Source organism: Acinetobacter sichuanensis (genome assembly GCF_003024515.2).
GTDB classification, from domain to species: domain Bacteria; phylum Pseudomonadota; class Gammaproteobacteria; order Pseudomonadales; family Moraxellaceae; genus Acinetobacter; species Acinetobacter sichuanensis.
This window is the reverse complement of the sequence record NZ_PYIX02000002.1, coordinates 234,138-254,461: the sequence shown is the minus strand read 5'-3', so window position 1 is coordinate 254,461 and position 20,324 is coordinate 234,138. Positions and strand designations below refer to the sequence as shown.

The window sequence follows — 20,324 nt, the reverse complement described above, 5'->3', positions numbered from 1 at the left end:
ATATAGAGGTTCATGACGTGTTTAGTTAGTATCATACTGTGAAAAAAGTAGTGACATGGGTTCTGTAAGCAAAGTGATACAGAGTAAAAACAAAGCTGTTGTATAGTCTACATGTATAAGAAGATCATTGAGAAATTAGAAATGATAAAAATTAAATATTTAAATATATTTTGGTTGATTATCCCGATTCTATTTTTACAACCGAGCTTTGCCTGTGGTTGTGGTGGGGAAAATTCTTTAAGCCTTGGTTATCAAATTTTAACATGGATGATCAGGTTGATCGTCCTATTCATTTATTTAATACCGAGCTTGTGGTTTGTAAAATTTTATCAATTTTTATCATTAAAAATTGTTCATTTTATTGTTCCTCATATGATTTTATTTTTAATGATAGGGGTATTATTTAATACAGACACTTTAGGTTTAATGAAAATTTATGATCAAATTCGAGATGTTATACCCCCATTTTTTGTGATTGTTGTTGTGGGAATATTTGCGCTATTTTTGTGGTTCTATCCAATTCTTTATATTTTAAAGATGAATGGAAAAAGAACTACTTCAAAGGTTTAATTTAAAGTAGTTCTGTCATGATTATTGGCATTTTTCTAAGTTTTTTGCTTTAAAATTCTTTTGTAAGGCTGCAAAATTTTTCAGTTTTTCAGTATCTTGAATGTCAAAAACAGTTTGTTTATTTTCTACTTCGGCATTTACATTTGAAAATGCTGAAATGAGTTGATCGCCTTTAAAGATCCAGTGTTCCGTGGCTTTGCCTGTTTCAAAGTTGCCTGTAAATTCGATCACGCAGTTGTCTTTTTGCTGAATGAGACGAGCGAGGTTGTGTTTAGTTGTGGGTTCAACAGAGATGTTTTTGTGTTGTTCGATGACAATAGGAGCATTAGGATTTGTTGGTGTGGTTGAACAAGCGGTGAGGGCGAATGTTGTTAAAATTGATGAAATTAATAGAGAGATTTTCATGGTATTTACATTTGATTGAAGTTTATATAACTATCTAAAAAATATAGTGATAGATCAAGACTAAATATTTTGAAAAGTGTTTGGATTGTGCAAATTGATTCATTGGCTTATTATATAAAAGCTCTTTAGCTTTAGGACTTAACAGTCTAGTCGGGTGTTTAGCCAGACTCTAACTTATTGATGAAACTCATTGCAATACTGCAGACCTAAAGTTTCAATTCTTCGCTCGGTTCTCGCAAACAATTGAAACTTTAGCTCTAAAGTAAAGAGTATCTAGCTCAGAGAGATACCGTATCTCTCTGAGCTTTTTAATTAGGATAGATTATGTCAAACATTGATGTTACCCAGTATTTGATAGAACATCACATGGAAATTCATAAGTCAAAAGAAGGGTTTGAGTCGTTTATCAAAGGTGCGTCGAGAAAATATAGATCTTACGAGATACCTAAAAGAACTTCGGGGACAAGAAAAATTGCTCAACCGATGCGTCAGTTAAAAGATTATCAAAGAACAATCGTAACTATTTTTGAGACTACATTTCTGATTCATGATTGCTGTATGGCATATATGAAAGGAAGGGATATTAAAACAAATGCTTTAATACATTCAGGAAATTCTTTTTTTCTCAAAATGGATTTTACTGATTTTTTTAACTCTATAACACCTAAACTTTTTTTTGAAGGGTGTGAACGTCAAAAGATAGATTTAAATTGGGCAGATAAAGAAACACTAGAAAAAATTTTATTTTGGTGTGAAAACAAATATTCAAAAGAGCTAGTCTTAAGTATTGGTGCACCAAGTTCACCATTTATTTCTAATTTTGTAATGTACTCATTTGATGAAGTATTGAATGAATATTGCAAAAAGAATGGAATTACGTATACACGTTATGCTGATGATTTAACTTTTTCAACAAGTACATCTGGTATTCTATTTAGTGTTCCTGATATTGTAAGAGGTACTCTCTTACAGTTTTATGGAACAAAAATTCAAATTAATCAATTTAAAACAGCTTTTTCATCGAAAAAACATAATAGGCATGTTACTGGTTTAACGATTACCAATGATAATAATATTTCGATTGGTAGGGAGAAAAAACGCTATATTAAACATTTAGTTCATAACTTTATAGAAGAAAAAATAACTCTTGAAGATTTAAATTATCTCAGAGGTTATTTAGGATTTATAAAATATGTTGAGCCAAGTTTTTTAATATCTCTTGAGCAAAAATATACTCAAAGTGTAATTCAAAAAATTCGATTAGGAAATTGATATGAGTACTCATCATTTAGTCAAAAATGCACAGAAGGGAAATTTTGAAGCTGCAGTTCAAGTATTTCAGAATTACAAAGATGGTGCACCTGACTTTGAAAAAAATGAAAAATTAGCTCTAGATGCTTTTGAAAATGCTATTTCGATTATTCAATCAAATTTTTATTTAAATGAACTAACTATTTCAAATTTTAAAAAAGTCTTGGAACTAAATATTATTCTCCATCAGAATTTGACAGTATTTATTGGTGAAAATGGAGTTGGTAAAACGAGCCTATTAGAAGCTATTCGTAAAAATTTAATGTGGATAGCTGCAACTACACGTAAAGATAATACAAATGGTGGGACTATTGATACAAAAGAAGAAGTAAATAATTTCTACAAAGATAAAGGAGCATATATTGATTGTGAATTTCAGATAGGAAAAAATTATAAATGTAAGGGACGTGTTGCTACTCCACCAGATGGAGTTATAAGTGATTTAAAAAGTGAGTTAACAAAATACCGTGAATTAGGGCGAAACTTTCGTATATTGAATACGTATCAAAATATTGATTTACCATTATTTGCTTTTTATGGCATAGATCGTATACAAGCCACAGGAAAAAAATCAAAAAGTTCAGAGTTTGGGAAAATTGAGGGTTATGATAGTTCGTTATCTTTAAATGATAAAACATCGTTTGATACGCTAATTATTTGGTTAGTACAGCAATTAAAACTTGCAAAAGAAGGAAATACCTATTTGCAAGAAAAAAATGTAAAGAATATGAAAGCTAAAAAAGCAATTCAAAATGTAGAAATTTTATTTAAAAAGATTTATCCCGAACTAAAAGAAATAAAGCTTATTTATGAAGATGATGGTAAGGATAAGGTAGTTATAGAGTTAGAAAATGAGCAAATCTATTTACACCAATTTTCTGATGGACAAAGAGTTTTGTTTGGTTTAATAGGAGACATTGCAAGACGTTTGCTTTTACTCAATGATGTATCTGATACGCCTTTTGATGGTAGAGGAATTGTTCTTATAGATGAAATTGAACTGCACTTACACCCTAGTTGGCAACAGAAAATTATTCTTATTTTAAGAGACTCTTTCCCGAACCTTCAATTTATTATGACTACTCATAGTCCCCATGTTTTAACAACAGTAGAAGCTGAATGCATTCGTTCTATATGCATAGATCATGAAACAAATACATTTAAATATGAGATACCTAAATTTACAAAAGGTGCGGAGTCAAATGTAGTTTTAGAAGATGTCTTCTATGTAGATCCAAGACCTCAAGATGTAGAAGAAGTAAAATGGTTAGATCAATATATTAAATTGGTCAACAATGATGAATGGGACTCAGAGGAGGCTAAAGAGCTACGTACAAGATTAGATAGATGGGGAAAAAATAAAGAAACTGAATTAGATAAAATTGATATAGAAATCTCTTTAAGAGCTTTTAAGCGGTCTAAAAAATGAGACACATTTCTAAATCTTTATGTCCAGAAGGGCTTGCGGAATATTTATCAGAAAATCCTGATGCTACTTGGAAAAACTTTGGTGATGAAGCACAAAAAGCACATGAGATAGTTCAAAATACAATCAAAAGTGATCAATTAGGAATTTGTTGTTACTGTGAAATTGATTTTCATGTGTCGGATGAGGCACATATCAAAGACTTTAGGGTAGAGCACTTCTATCCTAAGAAACAAACCCCTTTACCAAATGGAGAAAATGCTCATTTAACATGGTCTAATTTACTAGGGTGTTGTCATGGTGGAACACAACGTTTATTTCAGGAGGATGAGCGTTTTACTTCTAAAAAAAATAGGCATTGTGATGCAGATAAAGGTGAAAAAGATTGGACTAATATTATCTTCAATCCTTTACATATTCCAGAGGGAGTAAAAATATTTACCTTTGAAACTGATGGGAAAATTATTGTATCAGCTCAATGTCCAGAAGAGTTCAAAATAATGGCACAAAGTTCAATTGATCGACTTAACCTAAATGAAAAAACTTATTTACTGAAAGCTAGAGGAAAGGTAAGAGCAGCAATTGAAATCCAATTTAAGAGTTTAACTGATGGTGGTTTAAGCCTTCCAGAAGCATTAGATTTTTTAAGAGAAGCATTGTTTGCTGATACAGCGACAAATATGAAGTTTTATACATGTAAACTAGATTATGTTTCTTACTAAAATATAAAAAACCCGCGCTGAAGCGGGTTTTTTTATTCACTAATCAATTAGTGCTGCAACACCGAGATATCCGCCACAGCCGTAAACAAACCACGCAACTGCGCAAGGATACGTAAACGATTGGCTTTTAACTCAGCATCTTCAGCCATCACCATTACGTTATCAAAGAACGCATCAATCGGTGCACGTAAAGCAGCCAATTTAGAAAGCGCTTCAGTATAATCTTTCGTAGCCAAAAGCGGTTGAACCACAGGAAGCAATTTTTGAATCTCGGCATAAAGTGCTTTTTCAGCATCTTCAACCAGTTTAGATTCAACAATTTCACCTGTAGGCTCAGCTTCTTTAGCCAAGATATTCGCAACACGCTTATTCGCAGCAGCAAGCGCAGCAGCTTCAGGCAAGTCACGGAAATGATTCACGGCATTTACACGCTTATCAAAATCTAAAGGAGATTTTGGAGAAAGCGCTTGAACCGCTTGAATCACATCAACTTCAACACCTTGGTCTTCATACTTCGCACGATAACGACCTTCAAGGAATGCAACTGCATCTGCCAAAGTCTTGTCGTGATCTTTCACAACATCGCCATATGCAGTTAAAGCAAGCTTGATCAGTTCTTCAATCGAAACATCAAGATTGTTTTCAGTCACCAAACGCAAAATACCAATCGCAGAACGACGCAGTGCAAACGGGTCTTTCGAACCTGTAGGCGCTTGACCAATCCCGAAAATACCTGTGAGCGTGTCTAAACGATCTGCAAGGGCAATGGTTGTACCTGTTTTAGTTTGCGGTAAAACATCACCCGCAAATTTCGGTAGGTATTGCTCACCTAAAGCCTCGCTTACTTCATCATTTTCACCTTCAAGACGTGCATAGTAAGTACCTGCAATGCCTTGAAGTTCAGGGAATTCACCCACCAACTCGGAAGTTAAGTCACATTTTGCAAGCAGTGCCGCTTTTTCAGCATCGGCAGGATTTGCACCTGTGATTGCCGACAATGCTACAGCCAATTTTGCAATACGTTCAGATTTATTCCAAAGCGTACCCAATTGAGCTTGGAATACCATGTTTGCCAATTTTTCTTTACGAGAGGCAAGCGGTTGCTTTTGATCTTGTAAGAAGAAGAACTCAGCATCCGACAAACGAGGGCGTACAACTTTCTCATTCCCTTCAATGATTTGAGTCGGATCTTTAGACTCAATATTTGAAACGGTAATGAAGTAAGGTTGAAGTTTATTGTCCGCATTGACCAAACAGAAATACTTTTGGTTGTCTTGCATGGTGGTGATCAAAGCTTCTTGTGGTACAGCAAGGAAACGCTCTTCAAAACTTGCACGAAGCGCAACTGGCCATTCAACCAATGCAGTCACTTCGTCACGTAAGTCAGCAGGTACAATTGCAATCGCATTCACTTCATCAGCCAAAGCTTTGACTTGACCGTCAATGATTGCTTGACGTTCTTCAAAGTTTGCAACTACATAAGCTTTACGAAGTGCATCTAAGTATGCATCTGGGTTTGCCAATGTAATTGCTTCAGGTGCATGGAAACGGTGACCATAAGTCACGTTACCTGCTTTATGATCCTGAATGGTTGCATCCACAATTTCGTTGTCTTTAAGTAAAACTACCCATTTTACAGGACGTACAAATTCGGTACGACTTGCCGCTGAACGCATACGTTTTGCAATTGGCAGATTATCCAAAGCCGTTTGTAAAATTTGTGGCAATAAAACGTCAAGGCTTTGACCTTTGACGTCTTTTAAGTAGCAAACTTTTTCAACTTTACCTGCTTGGAAAGTTGAAACTTGATCTACAGTGATGCCTTGACCACGCATAAAGCCTTCAAGGGCTTTAGTTGGTTTACCTTCAGCATCAAAAGCCGCTTGTTTTGCAGGACCATCAAAACGTTTTTGAGTGTCTGCTTGTGCGCCATCGACATTGACAATTTTCAAAGCCAAACGACGTGGAGCTGCATAGGCTTCGATCGCATCAAAAGCCAAACCTGCATCGTTTAAGCCTTTTACAGTTTCAGCAGTCAACGCATCACGTAAAGTTTTGAGGCTTTTTGGTGGAAGTTCTTCACAGCCTAATTCGAACAATACTGTATGTTTAGACATTATTTGCTCTCCTTAGATTCAACTTTCTCAGCTTTTGCCTCGCTTTCAACTTGTGCTTTTAACTGTGCCAATACTTCATCACGTAAATGTGGTTCAGCCATTGGGAAACCAAGCTCGGCACGTGCGGCAACATAACTTTGTGCAATGGCACGTGCCAGTGTACGTACACGTAAAATATAACGCTGACGTTCAGTCACAGAAATCGCGCCACGAGCGTCCAATAAGTTAAAGCAGTGAGAGGCTTTAATGACTTGCTCGTATGCAGGAAGTGGAAGTTTTACCTCGATTAAACGGGTTGCTTCTGCTTCATAGAAGTCGAAAAGCTCAAACATTTTTTCAACAGGTGCGTATTCAAAGTTATAAGTCGATTGTTCAACTTCATTTTGATGGAATACATCGCCATAAGTTACAGTACCGAACTGACCTTTAGTCCAAACCAAATCGTAAACAGAATCTACGCCTTGTAAGTACATTGCCAAACGTTCTAAACCGTAAGTGATTTCACCCGTCACAGGGTAGCATTCAACACCCCCGACTTGTTGGAAGTAAGTAAACTGAGTCACTTCCATACCGTTGAGCCAAACTTCCCAACCTAAGCCCCAAGCACCGAGTGTTGGCGATTCCCAGTTGTCTTCTACGAAACGAATGTCGTGAGTCAACGTGTCGATCCCAATTGCTTTTAACGAGTCAAGGTATAGCTGTTGGATATTGTCAGGGTTTGGTTTAAGTACCACTTGGAATTGGTAATAGTGCTGCAAACGGTTTGGATTTTCACCATAACGTCCATCTTTCGGACGACGTGATGGTTGTACGTATGCAGCGTTCCATGTTTCAGGACCAAGCGCACGAAGGAATGTTGCTGTGTGGAATGTCCCTGCACCCATTTCCATATCGTAAGGTTGTAACACGACGCAACCTTGTTCAGCCCAGTAGTTTTGTAAGGCAAGAATTAAGCCTTGGAATGTATCAATATGCGATATGGCGCGACTCATGCAGCATCCACTATAAGTATTAGAAAAAATTGGTTCTAAGTATAAGGATTTTGCAGGAGAGTGGCAAAGGTTAGTCTATAAAATTGTCATTTAAGCATTTGTGTTTTTATGATGTTCTTTCAAAAGTAAAAACCAGTAGCCGATGGCTGTTGGAACTGAGAATAAATATAGATAGCATAAATCATTTAATTCTAAGTGTAAGACCTTGACGCCGAGCAAAATAAAAATAGCGGAGAGGAGGATTGCTGAAAAAAGAATCGTCCAAAAGTTGATAAACAAGTACTTGTGTAAAAAAAGTTGAATAGCATAGATAAAAGCATAAATGAGAATGAAGTAAAAAATTAAAGCACCTACAACAAAAGGTAATAACATGATGAACATGCCAAAGGTTTCTAACGCAAATTGTGTTTGGATCAGAAGTGCTAAATTAGTCAAAAGATAATAGAAAGCCAAAGGATAAAAAGGTGCAATCGTTAAACATTTTTTGATTTGAGAATGATTGACCTGAAGTTTTAGAAAAAGCACTTTAATAGTGAAATGATGGTTTGTTTTTTTCAATATTTATGACCTTTGGTTTTTTTTAAGGTATTGAATATGCTTAATATATTTACCATATTTTTTCAAAAGCTATTTTCTATATTCATTTAAAACTTAATCTTCAACCCATAATCTTTTTTCAAAGCCAATAATGCTTCAGCATTGCCTTTGGCATCATCAACAGGATTATGGGTATGCGCTGTTTTACGCAAATGTTTAAAATTTCGAAACATGTCTTTGGTCAAACCTTTATACAAACTGCCTAAATTTTGCGAGCTGAAACCAAACGGATTGCTTCCTGTAAAATGATGAAAGTACCAACAGACAAACATCCAGTCAAAACCGTTATTATCACTGATAAAAATAGGGCGGTCTTTGCTGACTTTGGCGATCCATGTGGCAAAGTCCTTCATGACATGTTCAGGGTTACTAAAACTTAAAGTTTCTTCACGACTAAAACCAGAAACCGCTAAGGCTTGTGGAATATAATTTTCTGAAATAGGTTTTAGTAAGCCGTAAAACTGCTGATTTAAATCTTCATCTACAAGTACAGCACCTAATGCAATCATTGAATAATCGCTGGGAATTGGTCCATCGGCTTCGATGTCGACCATGATATAAGCCATTTATTTTCCTTTGATATGCTTCATGTTATTTAAAATGTGTTATCTCTATAGGATATAACATTAAGCATTTAGATCTGAACGATTTCTGTAATCATACCATTTTAAAAATAGCCAAAAAGCAATAGCAGTTGAAACTGTCCAAAGCAACAGAGGGTTTAAAATAAAAATCTTTTTAAATTCAAAGAGGGTATTGGGTAAGTCATGGTCTTTAAAATAATTCCCCAATAAAGTCAGTAAAATTGTTGAAAAATAGGCAATTGTTAGCAAAATAAAAAAGTAAATTTTATTATGTTTGTTTAAAAAATATAAACCTATAAATAAACATGGTGAAATGATAAAAATATAGATCAAATACACGACTAGAGAAAGTTTGATTAGTAAGGCTAGATTGTTAAATCCTTCATAATGATCAAAAAAAGTCGGTTGGCAACAGAGATAAACCATCCAACCAAAAAGGACGGGTAAAGGCGCGAGCAATAAACTTCGTAGAATAATGACGTTTGGATACGCTTTTTGCATTGTTCTGATTTATAGATTATAAGTTGTTAAATAAATATACATGATATTAAAAATAAATAGGTATGCAAAAACACCATAAAACCTCGCTTTGGCTCAGCATTTTTCTGATTTTATTTGCTGTAGTTTCAATTCCAGCAATTCATCTAATTCGTACAAAAATCAATGAACATCAAAATATTGAGCAACTCCCGACAGGTTATCGTGATGATGCAAGCCATTTAAATAAAACCAAAGTCGCCAAAATTGTGGATGCTGAAACAGAACCACACGCCATACAAAAACAAATCCAAGAATTACTTAGTTATGCTAGACAACATCATTTAAAAGTCTCCATTTCAGGCGCAAAACACAGCATGGGCGGGCATACCATTTACCCCGATGGCATTGCTTTAAATATGTTGCCGTACAATCACATGCATTTGGAGGAAAAGACCAATATTCTTAGCATTGGTTCAGGTGCAACATGGCAACAGGCACTGCAATATCTGGATGGTTTTGGTAAATCTATTGCAGTCATGCAATCTTTCAGTGATTTTTCCATTGGTGGTTCAATCGGTGTCAATGGTCATGGTTGGCAACAAAATGCAGCGCCTGTTTCCTCAAGTGTGCAGTCATTTACTTTAATGCAGGCAAATGGAGAAATCGTCAATTGTAGTCGTTATGAAAACCCTGAACTCTTTAAACTGGTCATTGGAGGCTATGGTTTATTTGGGATTATTTTGGATGTCAAACTTAAAGTCGTTGATAATGTGGCTTTGAAATTTAATTCGATTTCGCTTGATCCGCAGGATTACCTAAAAACTTATCAGCAGCTCGTTACGAACAATCCACAAGTCCAGTTTGCTTATGGACGTTTGCGTATTTCAGATAAACATCGTTTGAAGCAGGCAAGCCTGAATTATTTTATCAAAACCGATGAAAAACCGTTGCTATTGAAACAACAGCAAAATAAAAATGCGGAAGTGAAACGGATTGTTTTTCGAGGTTCAGTTGACAATGAATATGGCAAACGACTGCGTTGGGATCTGGAAAGCAGCTTAAATCAGGTTTCACCTTATACCAGCTTTAGTCGCAATGAAATTTTGAATGAGAAAGCCAGTCTTATTGCAAATAAAGATCCAAGTTCAACTGATTTATTACATGAATATTTTATTCCAAAATCGCAGTTGGCAGCTTTTATTCAGGATTTAAAACCAATTTTAACAGCATCAAAAATCGACTTGCTGAATATCACTATTCGGGAAGTACGTCATGATCAGGATGCTTTTATGAACTACGCACGTGAAGATGTCTTTGGGCTTGTATTTTTATTCAATCAAAAGAAAACACCAGAGCAGGAACAACAAATGCAAGCATTGACCAATCAGCTTGTGGATGCCGTACTGAAACATCAAGGAACTTATTATTTGCCCTATCGTTTGCATATCAGCCGTGAAAAAATGCGTTTGGCTTATCCGCAGGCAGATGATTTTTTTGATTTAAAGAAAAAATATGATGCAGATGAAATTTTCAATAATCAATTTTATGTCCATTATCAATAACCACTATGATCAGATGCGTGTACTTTAGGCATGATTGGGTTATATTTGAACAATAATAGTGCTGATTAATATAGATTTAATTCTTTGATTATATTTGATAAAAATCATTATGTGATAAAAGCAGTGTCTTTTTTAGCGCATTAAAATAGATAATAAATACACCTTATCATAACAACCACGTATAATTCGCACTTCATTTGTGCAAAAGCGAAGGACTTCAATGTTTCATACGCAACTTGAGTGGCTGAATACCTTAAAACCTAACTTTAAAGTATTACCATTTAAAGAACGATTATTATGTGGAGTTGGGGCTTTAATTGGTCTCGCAATTTCCTCATTAATCAGTTGGTATGTCTTAGGTGATTTCAATGCATGGTACATTGCACCGATGGGGGCATCATCTGTACTCTTGTTTGCAGTATCTGCAGGTCCACTTTCGCAACCTTGGAATATCATTGTTGGCAACACTATTGCAGGCTTTATTGGTGTGACATGTGCAATGTTTATTGCGAATCAGACTGCGGCTTTTAGTCTTGCTGTTGCCTTGGCAATTTTCCTGATGATGAGTACAGATTCATTACATCCGCCCAGTGGTGCAGTTGCCATTACAGCGGTGTTAGGTGGTGAATCAGTTCATGAGTTAGGCTATCACTTTATTTTCTATCCTGTTTTATTAAATTCTGTTTTACTTTTGGCTGTGGCAATTATTTTTAACCGTTTACTTGGCAAGCAATATCCACAAGTTGCTCAAGTCAATACGCGTTCTAAAGACCCAACGCCAATGCAAAAAGTCACGATTCAACCGCAAGATATTCAGGAGGTTTTAGAGCATCAAACTGAGTTACTTGATATCAGTGAATACGATCTACAAAAAATTATTTTAGAAGCGCAGGAAAAAGCCAATGCAAGAGCAATTAGTCAATACCTATGCCAAGACATTATGAGTAAAGATGTCATTAGTTTGTCTGAGCAAGATGATATTCATCAGGCTTTAGATAAATTTAAACATGTTAATTTAATGAGCTTGCCTGTCGTTAATACTGAAAATAAGTTAGTTGGGACGCTTGCACTTTATGAAGTCGTAGAATGGTTTAAGCGAGCTGCAGATCCACGTGCTTCTTGGGAGCATCTGGTGAAACAGATTATGAATCGTAAAGTCGTGACGGTGCAACCATTACAACCCATTCAAGATTTAGTGCCTTATTTTGTAGAGCGCTCGTTTAATTATATTCCTGTCGTTGAACAGCACAAATTGGTTGGCATTATTAGCCGTGCAGATATGATTGCAGCCATGCAACAACAATTAAATCGTACTCCATGAGATTTTAGCGCATAAAAAAACGCTACGACAGTCTAGGGGGACGCTGTCGTAGCGGTAAAAAAGTAATCTATAACGATAAGTTTATTTATATTTTTCCTCATGCACCGTACGAATAGATTGCTGATACGGATTTGCATGCGGTGAATTTAGTTGCAAATCTTGTTTAGGAATTAACAGCCACAAAACTAAATAAACCAGAATTCCAGGAAATGCAGCACTCATACATGATACAAGAACAAAAATGATGCGAAGTAATGTTACATTCCAACCAAAACGTTCAGCAATACCGCCCATCACACCCGCAATCATGTTTTGTCGGCTAGAACGATATAAACCAGATTTGGTCATGAATAATTTCTCCTAAAATTTAAATCAAAAGTAAAATACCTTTAATTTATATATTGGGTTTTATTCTAAAATTTAAAGAATGTGAGGGAAGTGGTTTGTATACTTTTGTAAATAAAAAATTGATCATGAATTAAAAAGTTAATTTTCACCAAAAGGTGAATTAATTTCTCTAAATGTTTAGATTTATTATATTGTTATATAGTTTTGTAACAATCAGGGGGGATTAATTTATAGTTTAAGTGAAAATAAAATATCATAGCTTAACTATTAAAATATGTAAGTTTATTTAAAATAAACATTGGTTTATTCATATGATGGCGTTTAAATATACTCAAATCGGTTCCTTTAAATATGTTGGAATGGCTATTTGTTTATTGTTAGGGGCTTGTGATTCTTCAACACAAACAAAAAATACGACCAGTTCACAGGGTGATGTGGCGTCGGTGAAGGTTGTTGCAGACTCAGCACAAGAAAATACGGTAGATATCGAAGATGGGAAGCGTCTTACAGAAGTTGCAGGTAGAACCGCTTTGCCACGTTTAACAGAACCTGAATCTATTGCTCATTCTAAAAAAATGATTTCAAAGGCATCGCAAGCCTATGTGGGGCGTTATCACTTAATTATTGATTGTTCTGAAAAATTTGCTTTATGTGATAAAGGGAAAGCAGAGTTTGTCATTAGTTTATTGGCAGATGGCACATCGCATCGTACCATTGTTTATTTGGGTAAAATGAGTCATGAAGCGAGATCAAAACCCTCAAGCCACATCTATCAACAAAATACATGGACATTTAATCCTAAAACACATCAGATTGAAGTTAAAAGAAAAGAAGGGGTAAACTTTTATTATCACGTTAACCCAGAGGGTAATTTGGTTATTGATCTTGACAGCATCTATGCCAACAATAAAGTTGAAAATGGTCAATTGATTGATGGTACTTATGTTCCAACTAAAGCGTATGTATTGAAAAAGTTAGAAACCAAGAATTAAAAATTAAATTTAAAAGATATGGTGGGTTGTGTGGGGCTCGAACCCACGACCAATAGATTAAGAGTCTACTGCTCTACCAACTGAGCTAACAACCCTGAGAAAATTTTAAAACACGTTAAAATATCGTTTTAAAATTTTTACAAGATAGACGCAGTATGTAGTTTTGAATACTAGATTACATATGCCATCTAACTGTTTGCAGATTTAATATTTGACATACAATATCAAATTTATATCGTTAACAGGTAAATTTAACAAAAAATCGAGAATGGCGAAGCATCTAGTTGTAGATGTTTGGTCTTGGTCGGATCGTTTGTAGGTTTCGTTTCTGTTTTAACACTGCTGTATTAAAGAAAGAAGCCCTAAGAAAGAATGGTGGGTCGTCCGCGATTCGAACGCGGGACCAACGGATTAAAAGTCCGCTGCTCTACCAGCTGAGCTAACGACCCTGAGCAAGGATAAGCTATCCTGAGCAGGTATTGTAAAATTGGCTTTTACAATGAGATGGTGGGTCGTCCGCGATTCGAACGCGGGACCAACGGATTAAAAGTCCGCTGCTCTACCAGCTGAGCTAACGACCCATCTAAAGGTGATCAAAATAAGTGGTGGGTCGTCCGCGATTCGAACGCGGGACCAACGGATTAAAAGTCCGCTGCTCTACCAGCTGAGCTAACGACCCACTATATCTAAGTTTTACCTTAAATACGCAGTGTAAAATAAAATTAAACACTACTTTGTTTTGATGGAGCGTATTTTAGCAATTTATTGATAGAGCGCAAGTAAAAATTAATAAAGTTTGCAACGTTCGGTTATAAATAACACAATTTTAGCAATTATTTTCTAAAATTGTGTTTTTGTCGCTTCGTTTTGACTTAAAAACGATATTTATAGTCCTCAATATTTTTGTAAATTTCATCTGTCATTTCACAATAACAGTTGGTGCTCGGTAAAAAAACATATAAGCGATCAGAGGTTTTCTTTGGATCATAAGCTTGTTCTTTGAGCTTATTTTTTTGATACTTAAAGGTTCCAGTCGTTTCTACTGCTTCTTGTATACGTAAAAATACAGGAATAGCATAAGCAGGAAGTCCTTTTTTAAACTCCGTAACCATGTTGGTTAGATCTTGTTCATTCAGCGTTTCATTTTCACTTAACGTAATCGCTGCCATTCCTGCGCGACCATTCGTATTTGGAATTTCGACACCATAAACAACAGCTTCAGTAATTTTGCTATATTCGCTAACAATATTTTCAACTTCAGTTGTAGAAACATTTTCGCCTTTCCAGCGGAATGTATCGCCTAGACGGTCAACAAATTGAGCATGACGGAAGCCAATATCACGGACTAAATCACCTGTAATAAAATAAGAATCTCCTTTTTGGAAGACATCTTTCATAATCACAGATTTATTTTTTTCAGGATCGGTATAGCCATCAAAAGGTGAGCGTTTGGTGATTTTGCCTAATAATAAGCCAACTTCACCTTTGTTGACTTTAATGCAATATCCTTTTTTATCACGTACAGCTTCATTTTTTTCTTTGTCAAATTGGATGATTGCGTAAGGAATAGGTGAAAAACCGACTGTATTATCAAAATTAAAGATATTACTGAAGCCGACATTACCTTCACTTGAAGCATACAACTCTAAAATTTCTTTAATGCCAAAACGTTGTTTAAATTTGCTCCAAATATTTGGACGCATACCATTACCAATCATCTTTGTTACACGATGGTCACGATCTGCTGCTGATTCAGGCGCATCCATTAAATAGCGACAAAGTTCTCCGACATAGCCAATAGCAGAAGCATTAAACTTTTTAACATCTGTCCAAAATGCTGATGTTGAATATTTACGGCGAATCGCCAATGTTGCTGCACCAGCGAGTACACCACACCAGCACACAACCATTCCTGTTGCATGGTAGAGAGGGAGTGTGCAGTACATTACATCATCTTCGTTTAGATTGAGCACATGACCATAAGTACCAAAAGCCAGCATCCAACGGCTATTCGTAAAAATAACGGCTTTAGGTAAACCTGTAGTACCTGATGTGTAGATGTAAAATAAACCATCTTTACCTGTGACTTTGTGGGTCGTTGGTACATTAAATTTTGGAAAATCATCAATGACTTGGGCAATGTTGGTATAGCCTTCAGGTGCTTGACCGATATCTTTTAACGTTTCTTGATCTGCAAACCAATGAAAGCGATCTGCTGCAATATTTAAATCTTGGCGAATTTCATCAACTGCGGCACGACATTCTTCCCCTACAATAATCGCGATTGGATTAACGAGGTTGATGCTATGAGTTAAAACTTTTCCAACTTGAGAAGTATTCACAAGAGCAGAAGTTACCCCAATTTTTGCTAGTGCAATCACAGTAGCAATCAGCTCAGGGCGATTTTCAATCATTACCGTGATGACATCACCTTTGGATGCACCTAATGAAAGATAATAGTGTGCAATTTGATTTGCCCAATTGTTGAGTTCTTTATAGCTGAAACGTTGGTCTTCAAAAAGTAAAGCATCACCATAAGGATTGCGTTTTACGGCGCGTTCAAATGCTAAACCTAAACCAGAAGGTGTATTGGGTGTGCGTAAATAGGCTTGTTTTAGGCCAGTGAGTAAATTAGGGACTTTATTGATAAATTGAGGGAGTCGCGCTGCGACATCAGCAATCCCGATAAGATCGTTCTGTGTATTTGAGCTCATAAGCATCCTATTTATTTTTCGTAATCCAATATGGTCTATTTTGTCTGCGAGTTTACTTTACAGTGATTTTACAGTTGTCCTTTTAACGGTAGTGCTCTAGTGCAATCAACCTAATTTGACAAAACTTATAAAAATACCATTAAAAATAACAAAAAAACCTAGCCATCGAAATGGCTAGGTTCTCTTAAATCACCCGCAATTCAGCAAATCATTCTGCTGCAGGTGGTGTCGTTTTCTTTGGTGGACGACCACGAGGACGACGAGGACGTGCAGGTTTTTCACCATCTACTTTCTCAGAGTCTTCGGTTACTTCAGCCTTTTTAGTGCTTTTGCTTACAGCTTCTGCACTTTGCGCCTCAGTTGCAGCATTTGGCTGAGCTTTGGCTTTGCTTTGTGCTTTGGTTGGTTTTGCAGTTTCAACCACAGCTTTTTCTTCAGCAGGTGCTTGCTCAGTCATAGCTACTTCAACTTCGGCAATGGTTTTTGCTTCAGGTTGGTCTTCTTTTTGAGCAACAGGCTCAACAGCTGTAGTTAACTCAGCAACAGAAACATTTTCTGTTTGTAGAGCAATTTCACTTTGTGCTGTTACTTCTGCATTTGCCACTGCACTTGGTGCAATTTCCTGTGATTTTTCAACAGATTTTTCAGCTTGCTCAACAGCTTCAGCAACGACCTCTGTAACAGCAGGTTCAGCAACTTGTTTCTGTTCAACATGTGCTTGCTTTGCTTGTTCAGCGGCAAGTTTTGCTAAACGACGACGTTCACGTGGGTCATTTGCAACACGGTTGTCTGAAACAGGTTTTGGCGGTACTAAATCAAGTACTGGTGCAGGTTCTGCTTCAGGTTCTGCTTTAGTAATCGCAACATCACGTGTGACTGCTTTTTTCTCAACAGGCGCTACAGTTTTTTCAACTTTTAAAGTTGCTGCATACTCGTCAGAGAATTTTTGTAATGCACGATTGAATGTTGGAATTAAACCAAATTGTTCAATCAACACAGCACAGTCTTCACCATATACATGGCGAATCAAACTACCAATCGTATATTGGCTTAACGTTGGGATTTGTGAAGGTGCTAGTTTAGGAACTTCAACTACAGGCGTGGTTGTAGCAGTCTCACGTTGTTGACGGCGACGTTGACGTGGGTCATTGCTTGCACGTTTTACGGGTTGAGTTGCTTGTGCAACAGGTTGCTCTTCAACGACAACAGGTTCAACTTTAACAGTTGCTTGTGGTGTTTCAGTTGTTGTTGCAGCTTTATTTGCTGCAACTTTTGCAACTGGAGCAACAGCTTCTTTTTTCGCAGCTACATGTTGCTGAGGTGCTAAAGCAATAATTTCACTTTGCGCTTGGTCAACATTCACCACTAAAGCAGTCGTCATTGTTTCATTACGTGGTGCTTCAACAAGATCAACTTTGATGCTTGGTGCTTTTTCAACAGCTTTGTTTTCTCTTGGTGCAGAAACAGGAGGTGCTGAATTTTGCTCATCATTAAATACACTCGCATCGCGATGACGATTTGGGCGATTTGGACGTTGCTGGTTGTTACGGTCACGACGAGGAACGCTGTCATGTGTATCAGCAGATTGTTCATGTTGAACACGTTGTGGTTTTTGCTGACGACGTTGTTGCTCTTGACGAGGCTCACGTTGCTGTTCTTGACGAGGTTCACGCTGTTCTTGACGTGGAGCTTGGACAACTTCTTCAATCACTTGATGATGTTGATCATGTGATTGTTCACGTGTGTCTTTGTGCTTATTGTTGTTGTTACGCTTTTTGTTATTACGTTGAGATTTTTCTTCTTTCTCAATCACTTTTTCAGCGTAATCACGTTGCTCATTTTTTGCAGCAGGAGCGTGACCTAAATAAGCATTGGTTTCAACAAGTGCAGGTTGTTGAGGTGCAGCAACTGCTGTTGTATTGACATGACCAAACTGACCACGACTAACAGCACCACCATTCACCATTTGTTCAATCGCAGCCGCAGCATTATTTGCTGTGCGGGATTGGTCAATCGTGCTTGCTTGTTTTTGGACAAACAAGTTTTCTAACCATGCACATGGGCTTGTCGTTGCAGTCGGTGTTTTAGCAACTTGTGGTTGTTGAGTTGCTTGTACCACTGGCGCAGTATTTTGCTTTTTATGGTTGTTAGATACTTTGTTGTTATTGTTTGGAGTTGGCGCAGTTGTATGTTGAGCAGCTGCATGTTCTTCTTCTAAATGCCATTCAGAAGATTCATAACCCAATTCTTTTTCACTAGAACGTGTTGCTTCAGTCCGCTCATAGCTTGTTGGTGCGAAACCTTCAGGGTTGTATGAAATTTCGTAATGTGGCGTTTCTAAATGTGGATGTGGCAATACAGTCACACGTACATTTGAGGTTTGTTCTAAGTAAACAAGACTGTGACGCTTTTCATTCAATAAGAATGCTGCAATTTCGACAGGAACTTCGACTTGTACTTCACCATGACGTTCACGAAGAGCAATTTCTTCAACTTTACGCATAATTGAAAGTGAAAGTGAACGTAAGTCACGTACCATGCCTGTGCCATGACAACGTGGGCAAACATAACCCGTTGCTTCTTCAAGAGAAGGGCGTAAGCGTTGACGGCTCATTTCCATCAAGCCAAAACGTGATAATTGACCGAATTGGATACGAGCACGGTCACTTTGTGTTGCTTCACGAAGTTTCGCTTCAACCATACGTTGGTTACGTTCTTTGGTCATGTCGATAAAATCGATGACAACCAAACCACCGATATCACGTAAACGGAGTTGACGAGAAATTTCTTCAGCAGCTTCTAAGTTTGTGCTTAATGCAGTTTCTTCAACGTCATGACCACGTGTTGATTTTGCTGAGTTAATGTCGATAGACACCAATGCTTCAGTTTGGTCAATAACGATCGAACCACCTGAAGGCAGTTTAACTTCACGCTCATAAGCCGTTTGAATTTGGCTTTCAATCCCGAAATGAGCAAATAATGGTTCATTTAAGGTATAAGTTTTGAGTTTGTCTAATTGGTTCGGCATCACTGCTTTCACAAAGTTATAGGCTTCGTTATAAGCTTGCTCAGAATCAATTAAAATTTCTGCAACATCATCACGTAGATAATCACGGATGGCACGAGTCACAACGCCAGCTTCTTGGTGAACCAACATTGGCGATGGACCAGAACTTGCTGTGCTTTGAATTTGTGACCAAAGGTCTAATAAATGTTGTAAGTCAAGTTGTAATTCTTCTTGAGTACGACCAATACCCGCAGTACGAACAATGACGCTCATGCCACGAGGGGTATTTAAAGAAGCCAACATTTCTTTTAGTTCTTCACGAACAGAACCTGAAATCTGACGACTTATACCGCCACCTTTCGGGTTATTTGGCATTAAAACTAAATAACGACCTGCAAGGGAAATATAAGTAGAAAGGGCAGCGCCTTTATTACCACGTTCTTCTTTTTCAACTTGAACTAAAAGTTCAGTGCCTTCAGTGATGAGTTCACGAATATTTGAAGTTTGACGAGGATCGGCTTTATAGTAGGAATTGGCAATTTCGCGCATCGACAAGAAACCTTGACGACCTGCACCATACTCTACAAATACAGCTTCTAGAGAAGGCTCTACGCGAGTCACATGACCTTTATAGATATTGGCTTTCTTTTGTTCACGCGTGCGATTTTCAAGATCGAAATCGTAAAGACGGTGACCAGTGATAAGTGCAACGCGAACTTCTTCGGCATGTGTTGCATTGATCAACATACGTTTCATGGGTGTAACACCTAATAGTGATCCACACCAACAACTCGCTATCTATAAGTGAAGCGAACATCTTAATATTGGATCAATGCTCAAATTATTGAAAATCATTTCTAATAACTTGAGTGATTTACCAGCTTGTCTTGAACAAGTTTGGATTTGATGCCTGTATTGATGCTGCAATACTTCTTTAATCTTTGCACAATTAAAGTTCTGAGGTTTTCACTGGTACTGAAAGTGGTGCATTGGATGACTGATTTGATTCGTCTTTCACTGACATATTGCTCGAAGAGCAGCTCAGTTTTTTGTGAGCGCGTCTTGATACGGAATTATCGTCGTATCTTTACAAAATATGCAGTTCCAATGCCTCAAACACTTATGTCCTGAATAACACTCTAAAGCGACTTGTCTGGCGTGTATCAGTTTATGTTT

Annotated in this window: 15 protein-coding genes and 4 tRNA genes; 7 read left to right on the top strand and 12 right to left on the bottom strand. The window is 37.0% G+C overall.

Features of this window, described 5'->3' with window-relative positions:
• Positions 1-111 precede the first annotated feature (111 nt).
• Positions 112-570: a hypothetical protein gene (locus tag C9E89_RS02660; RefSeq protein ID WP_116746683.1), complete on the top strand. Its 459-nt coding sequence runs from the start codon at positions 112-114 to the stop codon at positions 568-570.
• 21 nt (positions 571-591) lie between these two features.
• Here C9E89_RS02660 and C9E89_RS02655 read toward each other — a convergent pair whose 3' ends face one another.
• Positions 592-975 carry a hypothetical protein gene (locus C9E89_RS02655; protein ID WP_107006892.1) on the bottom strand — a complete coding sequence of 128 codons (384 nt, stop codon included), beginning with the start codon at positions 973-975 and terminating at the stop codon, positions 592-594.
• Positions 976-1,299: 324 nt separating this feature from the next.
• On the opposite strand from C9E89_RS02655, the gene C9E89_RS02650 reads away from it, so the two are divergent.
• From C9E89_RS02650 to C9E89_RS02640, 3 genes are read left to right on the top strand one after another with little or no spacing between them, the layout of a single operon-like run.
• The gene (locus C9E89_RS02650; RefSeq protein WP_107006891.1) at positions 1,300-2,247 is read left to right on the top strand and encodes a retron St85 family RNA-directed DNA polymerase; all 948 of its coding nucleotides are present in this window, start codon (positions 1,300-1,302) and stop codon (positions 2,245-2,247) included.
• 1 nt (position 2,248) lies between these two features.
• Positions 2,249-3,715, top strand: a complete 1,467-nt coding sequence (locus tag C9E89_RS02645) for an AAA family ATPase (protein ID WP_107006890.1) — start codon at positions 2,249-2,251, stop codon at positions 3,713-3,715.
• On the top strand, positions 3,712-4,434 hold the full coding sequence (locus C9E89_RS02640; protein ID WP_107006889.1) for a retron system putative HNH endonuclease: 723 nt from the start codon (positions 3,712-3,714) through the stop codon (positions 4,432-4,434). The genes C9E89_RS02645 and C9E89_RS02640 overlap by 4 nt, the downstream gene beginning before the upstream one ends.
• A gap of 47 nt (positions 4,435-4,481) precedes the next feature.
• Here the strand turns inward: C9E89_RS02640 and glyS are convergent, their stop codons facing one another.
• The 4 genes from glyS to C9E89_RS02620 form a co-directional block, all read right to left on the bottom strand.
• Positions 4,482-6,551: a glycine--tRNA ligase subunit beta gene (gene glyS / locus C9E89_RS02635; RefSeq protein ID WP_107006888.1), complete on the bottom strand. Its 2,070-nt coding sequence runs from the start codon at positions 6,549-6,551 to the stop codon at positions 4,482-4,484.
• On the bottom strand, positions 6,551-7,543 hold the full coding sequence (glyQ, locus tag C9E89_RS02630; RefSeq protein ID WP_107006887.1) for a glycine--tRNA ligase subunit alpha: 993 nt from the start codon (positions 7,541-7,543) through the stop codon (positions 6,551-6,553). Before glyQ ends, glyS begins: the two co-directional genes overlap by 1 nt.
• Positions 7,544-7,633: 90 nt before the next feature.
• Positions 7,634-8,101 carry a hypothetical protein gene (locus tag C9E89_RS02625; protein WP_107006886.1) on the bottom strand — a complete coding sequence of 156 codons (468 nt, stop codon included), beginning with the start codon at positions 8,099-8,101 and terminating at the stop codon, positions 7,634-7,636.
• An 86-nt stretch (positions 8,102-8,187) separates the two neighbouring features.
• Positions 8,188-8,706, bottom strand: coding sequence for a 3'-5' exoribonuclease domain-containing protein (locus C9E89_RS02620; RefSeq protein ID WP_107006885.1), 519 nt, complete (start codon positions 8,704-8,706; stop codon positions 8,188-8,190).
• Positions 8,707-9,287: 581 nt separating this feature from the next.
• On the opposite strand from C9E89_RS02620, the gene C9E89_RS02610 reads away from it, so the two are divergent.
• Positions 9,288-10,766, top strand: coding sequence for an FAD-binding protein (locus C9E89_RS02610; RefSeq protein ID WP_107006883.1), 1,479 nt, complete (start codon positions 9,288-9,290; stop codon positions 10,764-10,766).
• A 220-nt stretch (positions 10,767-10,986) separates the two neighbouring features.
• On the top strand, positions 10,987-12,087 hold the full coding sequence (locus C9E89_RS02605; protein WP_107006882.1) for an HPP family protein: 1,101 nt from the start codon (positions 10,987-10,989) through the stop codon (positions 12,085-12,087).
• A gap of 81 nt (positions 12,088-12,168) precedes the next feature.
• Here the strand turns inward: C9E89_RS02605 and C9E89_RS02600 are convergent, their stop codons facing one another.
• A complete protein-coding gene (locus C9E89_RS02600; RefSeq protein ID WP_107006881.1) occupies positions 12,169-12,435 on the bottom strand; it encodes a PspC domain-containing protein in 267 nt (88 codons plus the stop codon).
• A 311-nt stretch (positions 12,436-12,746) separates the two neighbouring features.
• Between C9E89_RS02600 and C9E89_RS02595 the strand changes: the two genes are divergently transcribed.
• A complete protein-coding gene (locus C9E89_RS02595; RefSeq protein ID WP_107006880.1) occupies positions 12,747-13,427 on the top strand; it encodes a hypothetical protein in 681 nt (226 codons plus the stop codon).
• A gap of 19 nt (positions 13,428-13,446) precedes the next feature.
• On the opposite strand, the gene C9E89_RS02590 is transcribed toward C9E89_RS02595, so the two are convergent.
• The 6 genes from C9E89_RS02590 to C9E89_RS02565 form a co-directional block, all read right to left on the bottom strand.
• Positions 13,447-13,522: transfer RNA gene (locus C9E89_RS02590), tRNA-Lys, on the bottom strand.
• Positions 13,523-13,800: 278 nt separating this feature from the next.
• A tRNA-Lys gene (locus tag C9E89_RS02585) sits at positions 13,801-13,876 on the bottom strand.
• Between the two features lie 56 nt (positions 13,877-13,932).
• Positions 13,933-14,008: transfer RNA gene (locus C9E89_RS02580), tRNA-Lys, on the bottom strand.
• 22 nt (positions 14,009-14,030) lie between these two features.
• Positions 14,031-14,106, bottom strand: a tRNA-Lys gene (locus tag C9E89_RS02575).
• A gap of 193 nt (positions 14,107-14,299) precedes the next feature.
• The gene (locus C9E89_RS02570) at positions 14,300-16,141 is read right to left on the bottom strand and encodes a long-chain-acyl-CoA synthetase (protein ID WP_107006879.1); all 1,842 of its coding nucleotides are present in this window, start codon (positions 16,139-16,141) and stop codon (positions 14,300-14,302) included.
• Positions 16,142-16,349: 208 nt separating this feature from the next.
• Positions 16,350-19,904, bottom strand: coding sequence for an Rne/Rng family ribonuclease (locus tag C9E89_RS02565; RefSeq protein WP_107006878.1), 3,555 nt, complete (start codon positions 19,902-19,904; stop codon positions 16,350-16,352).
• Positions 19,905-20,324: the final 420 nt, after the last annotated feature.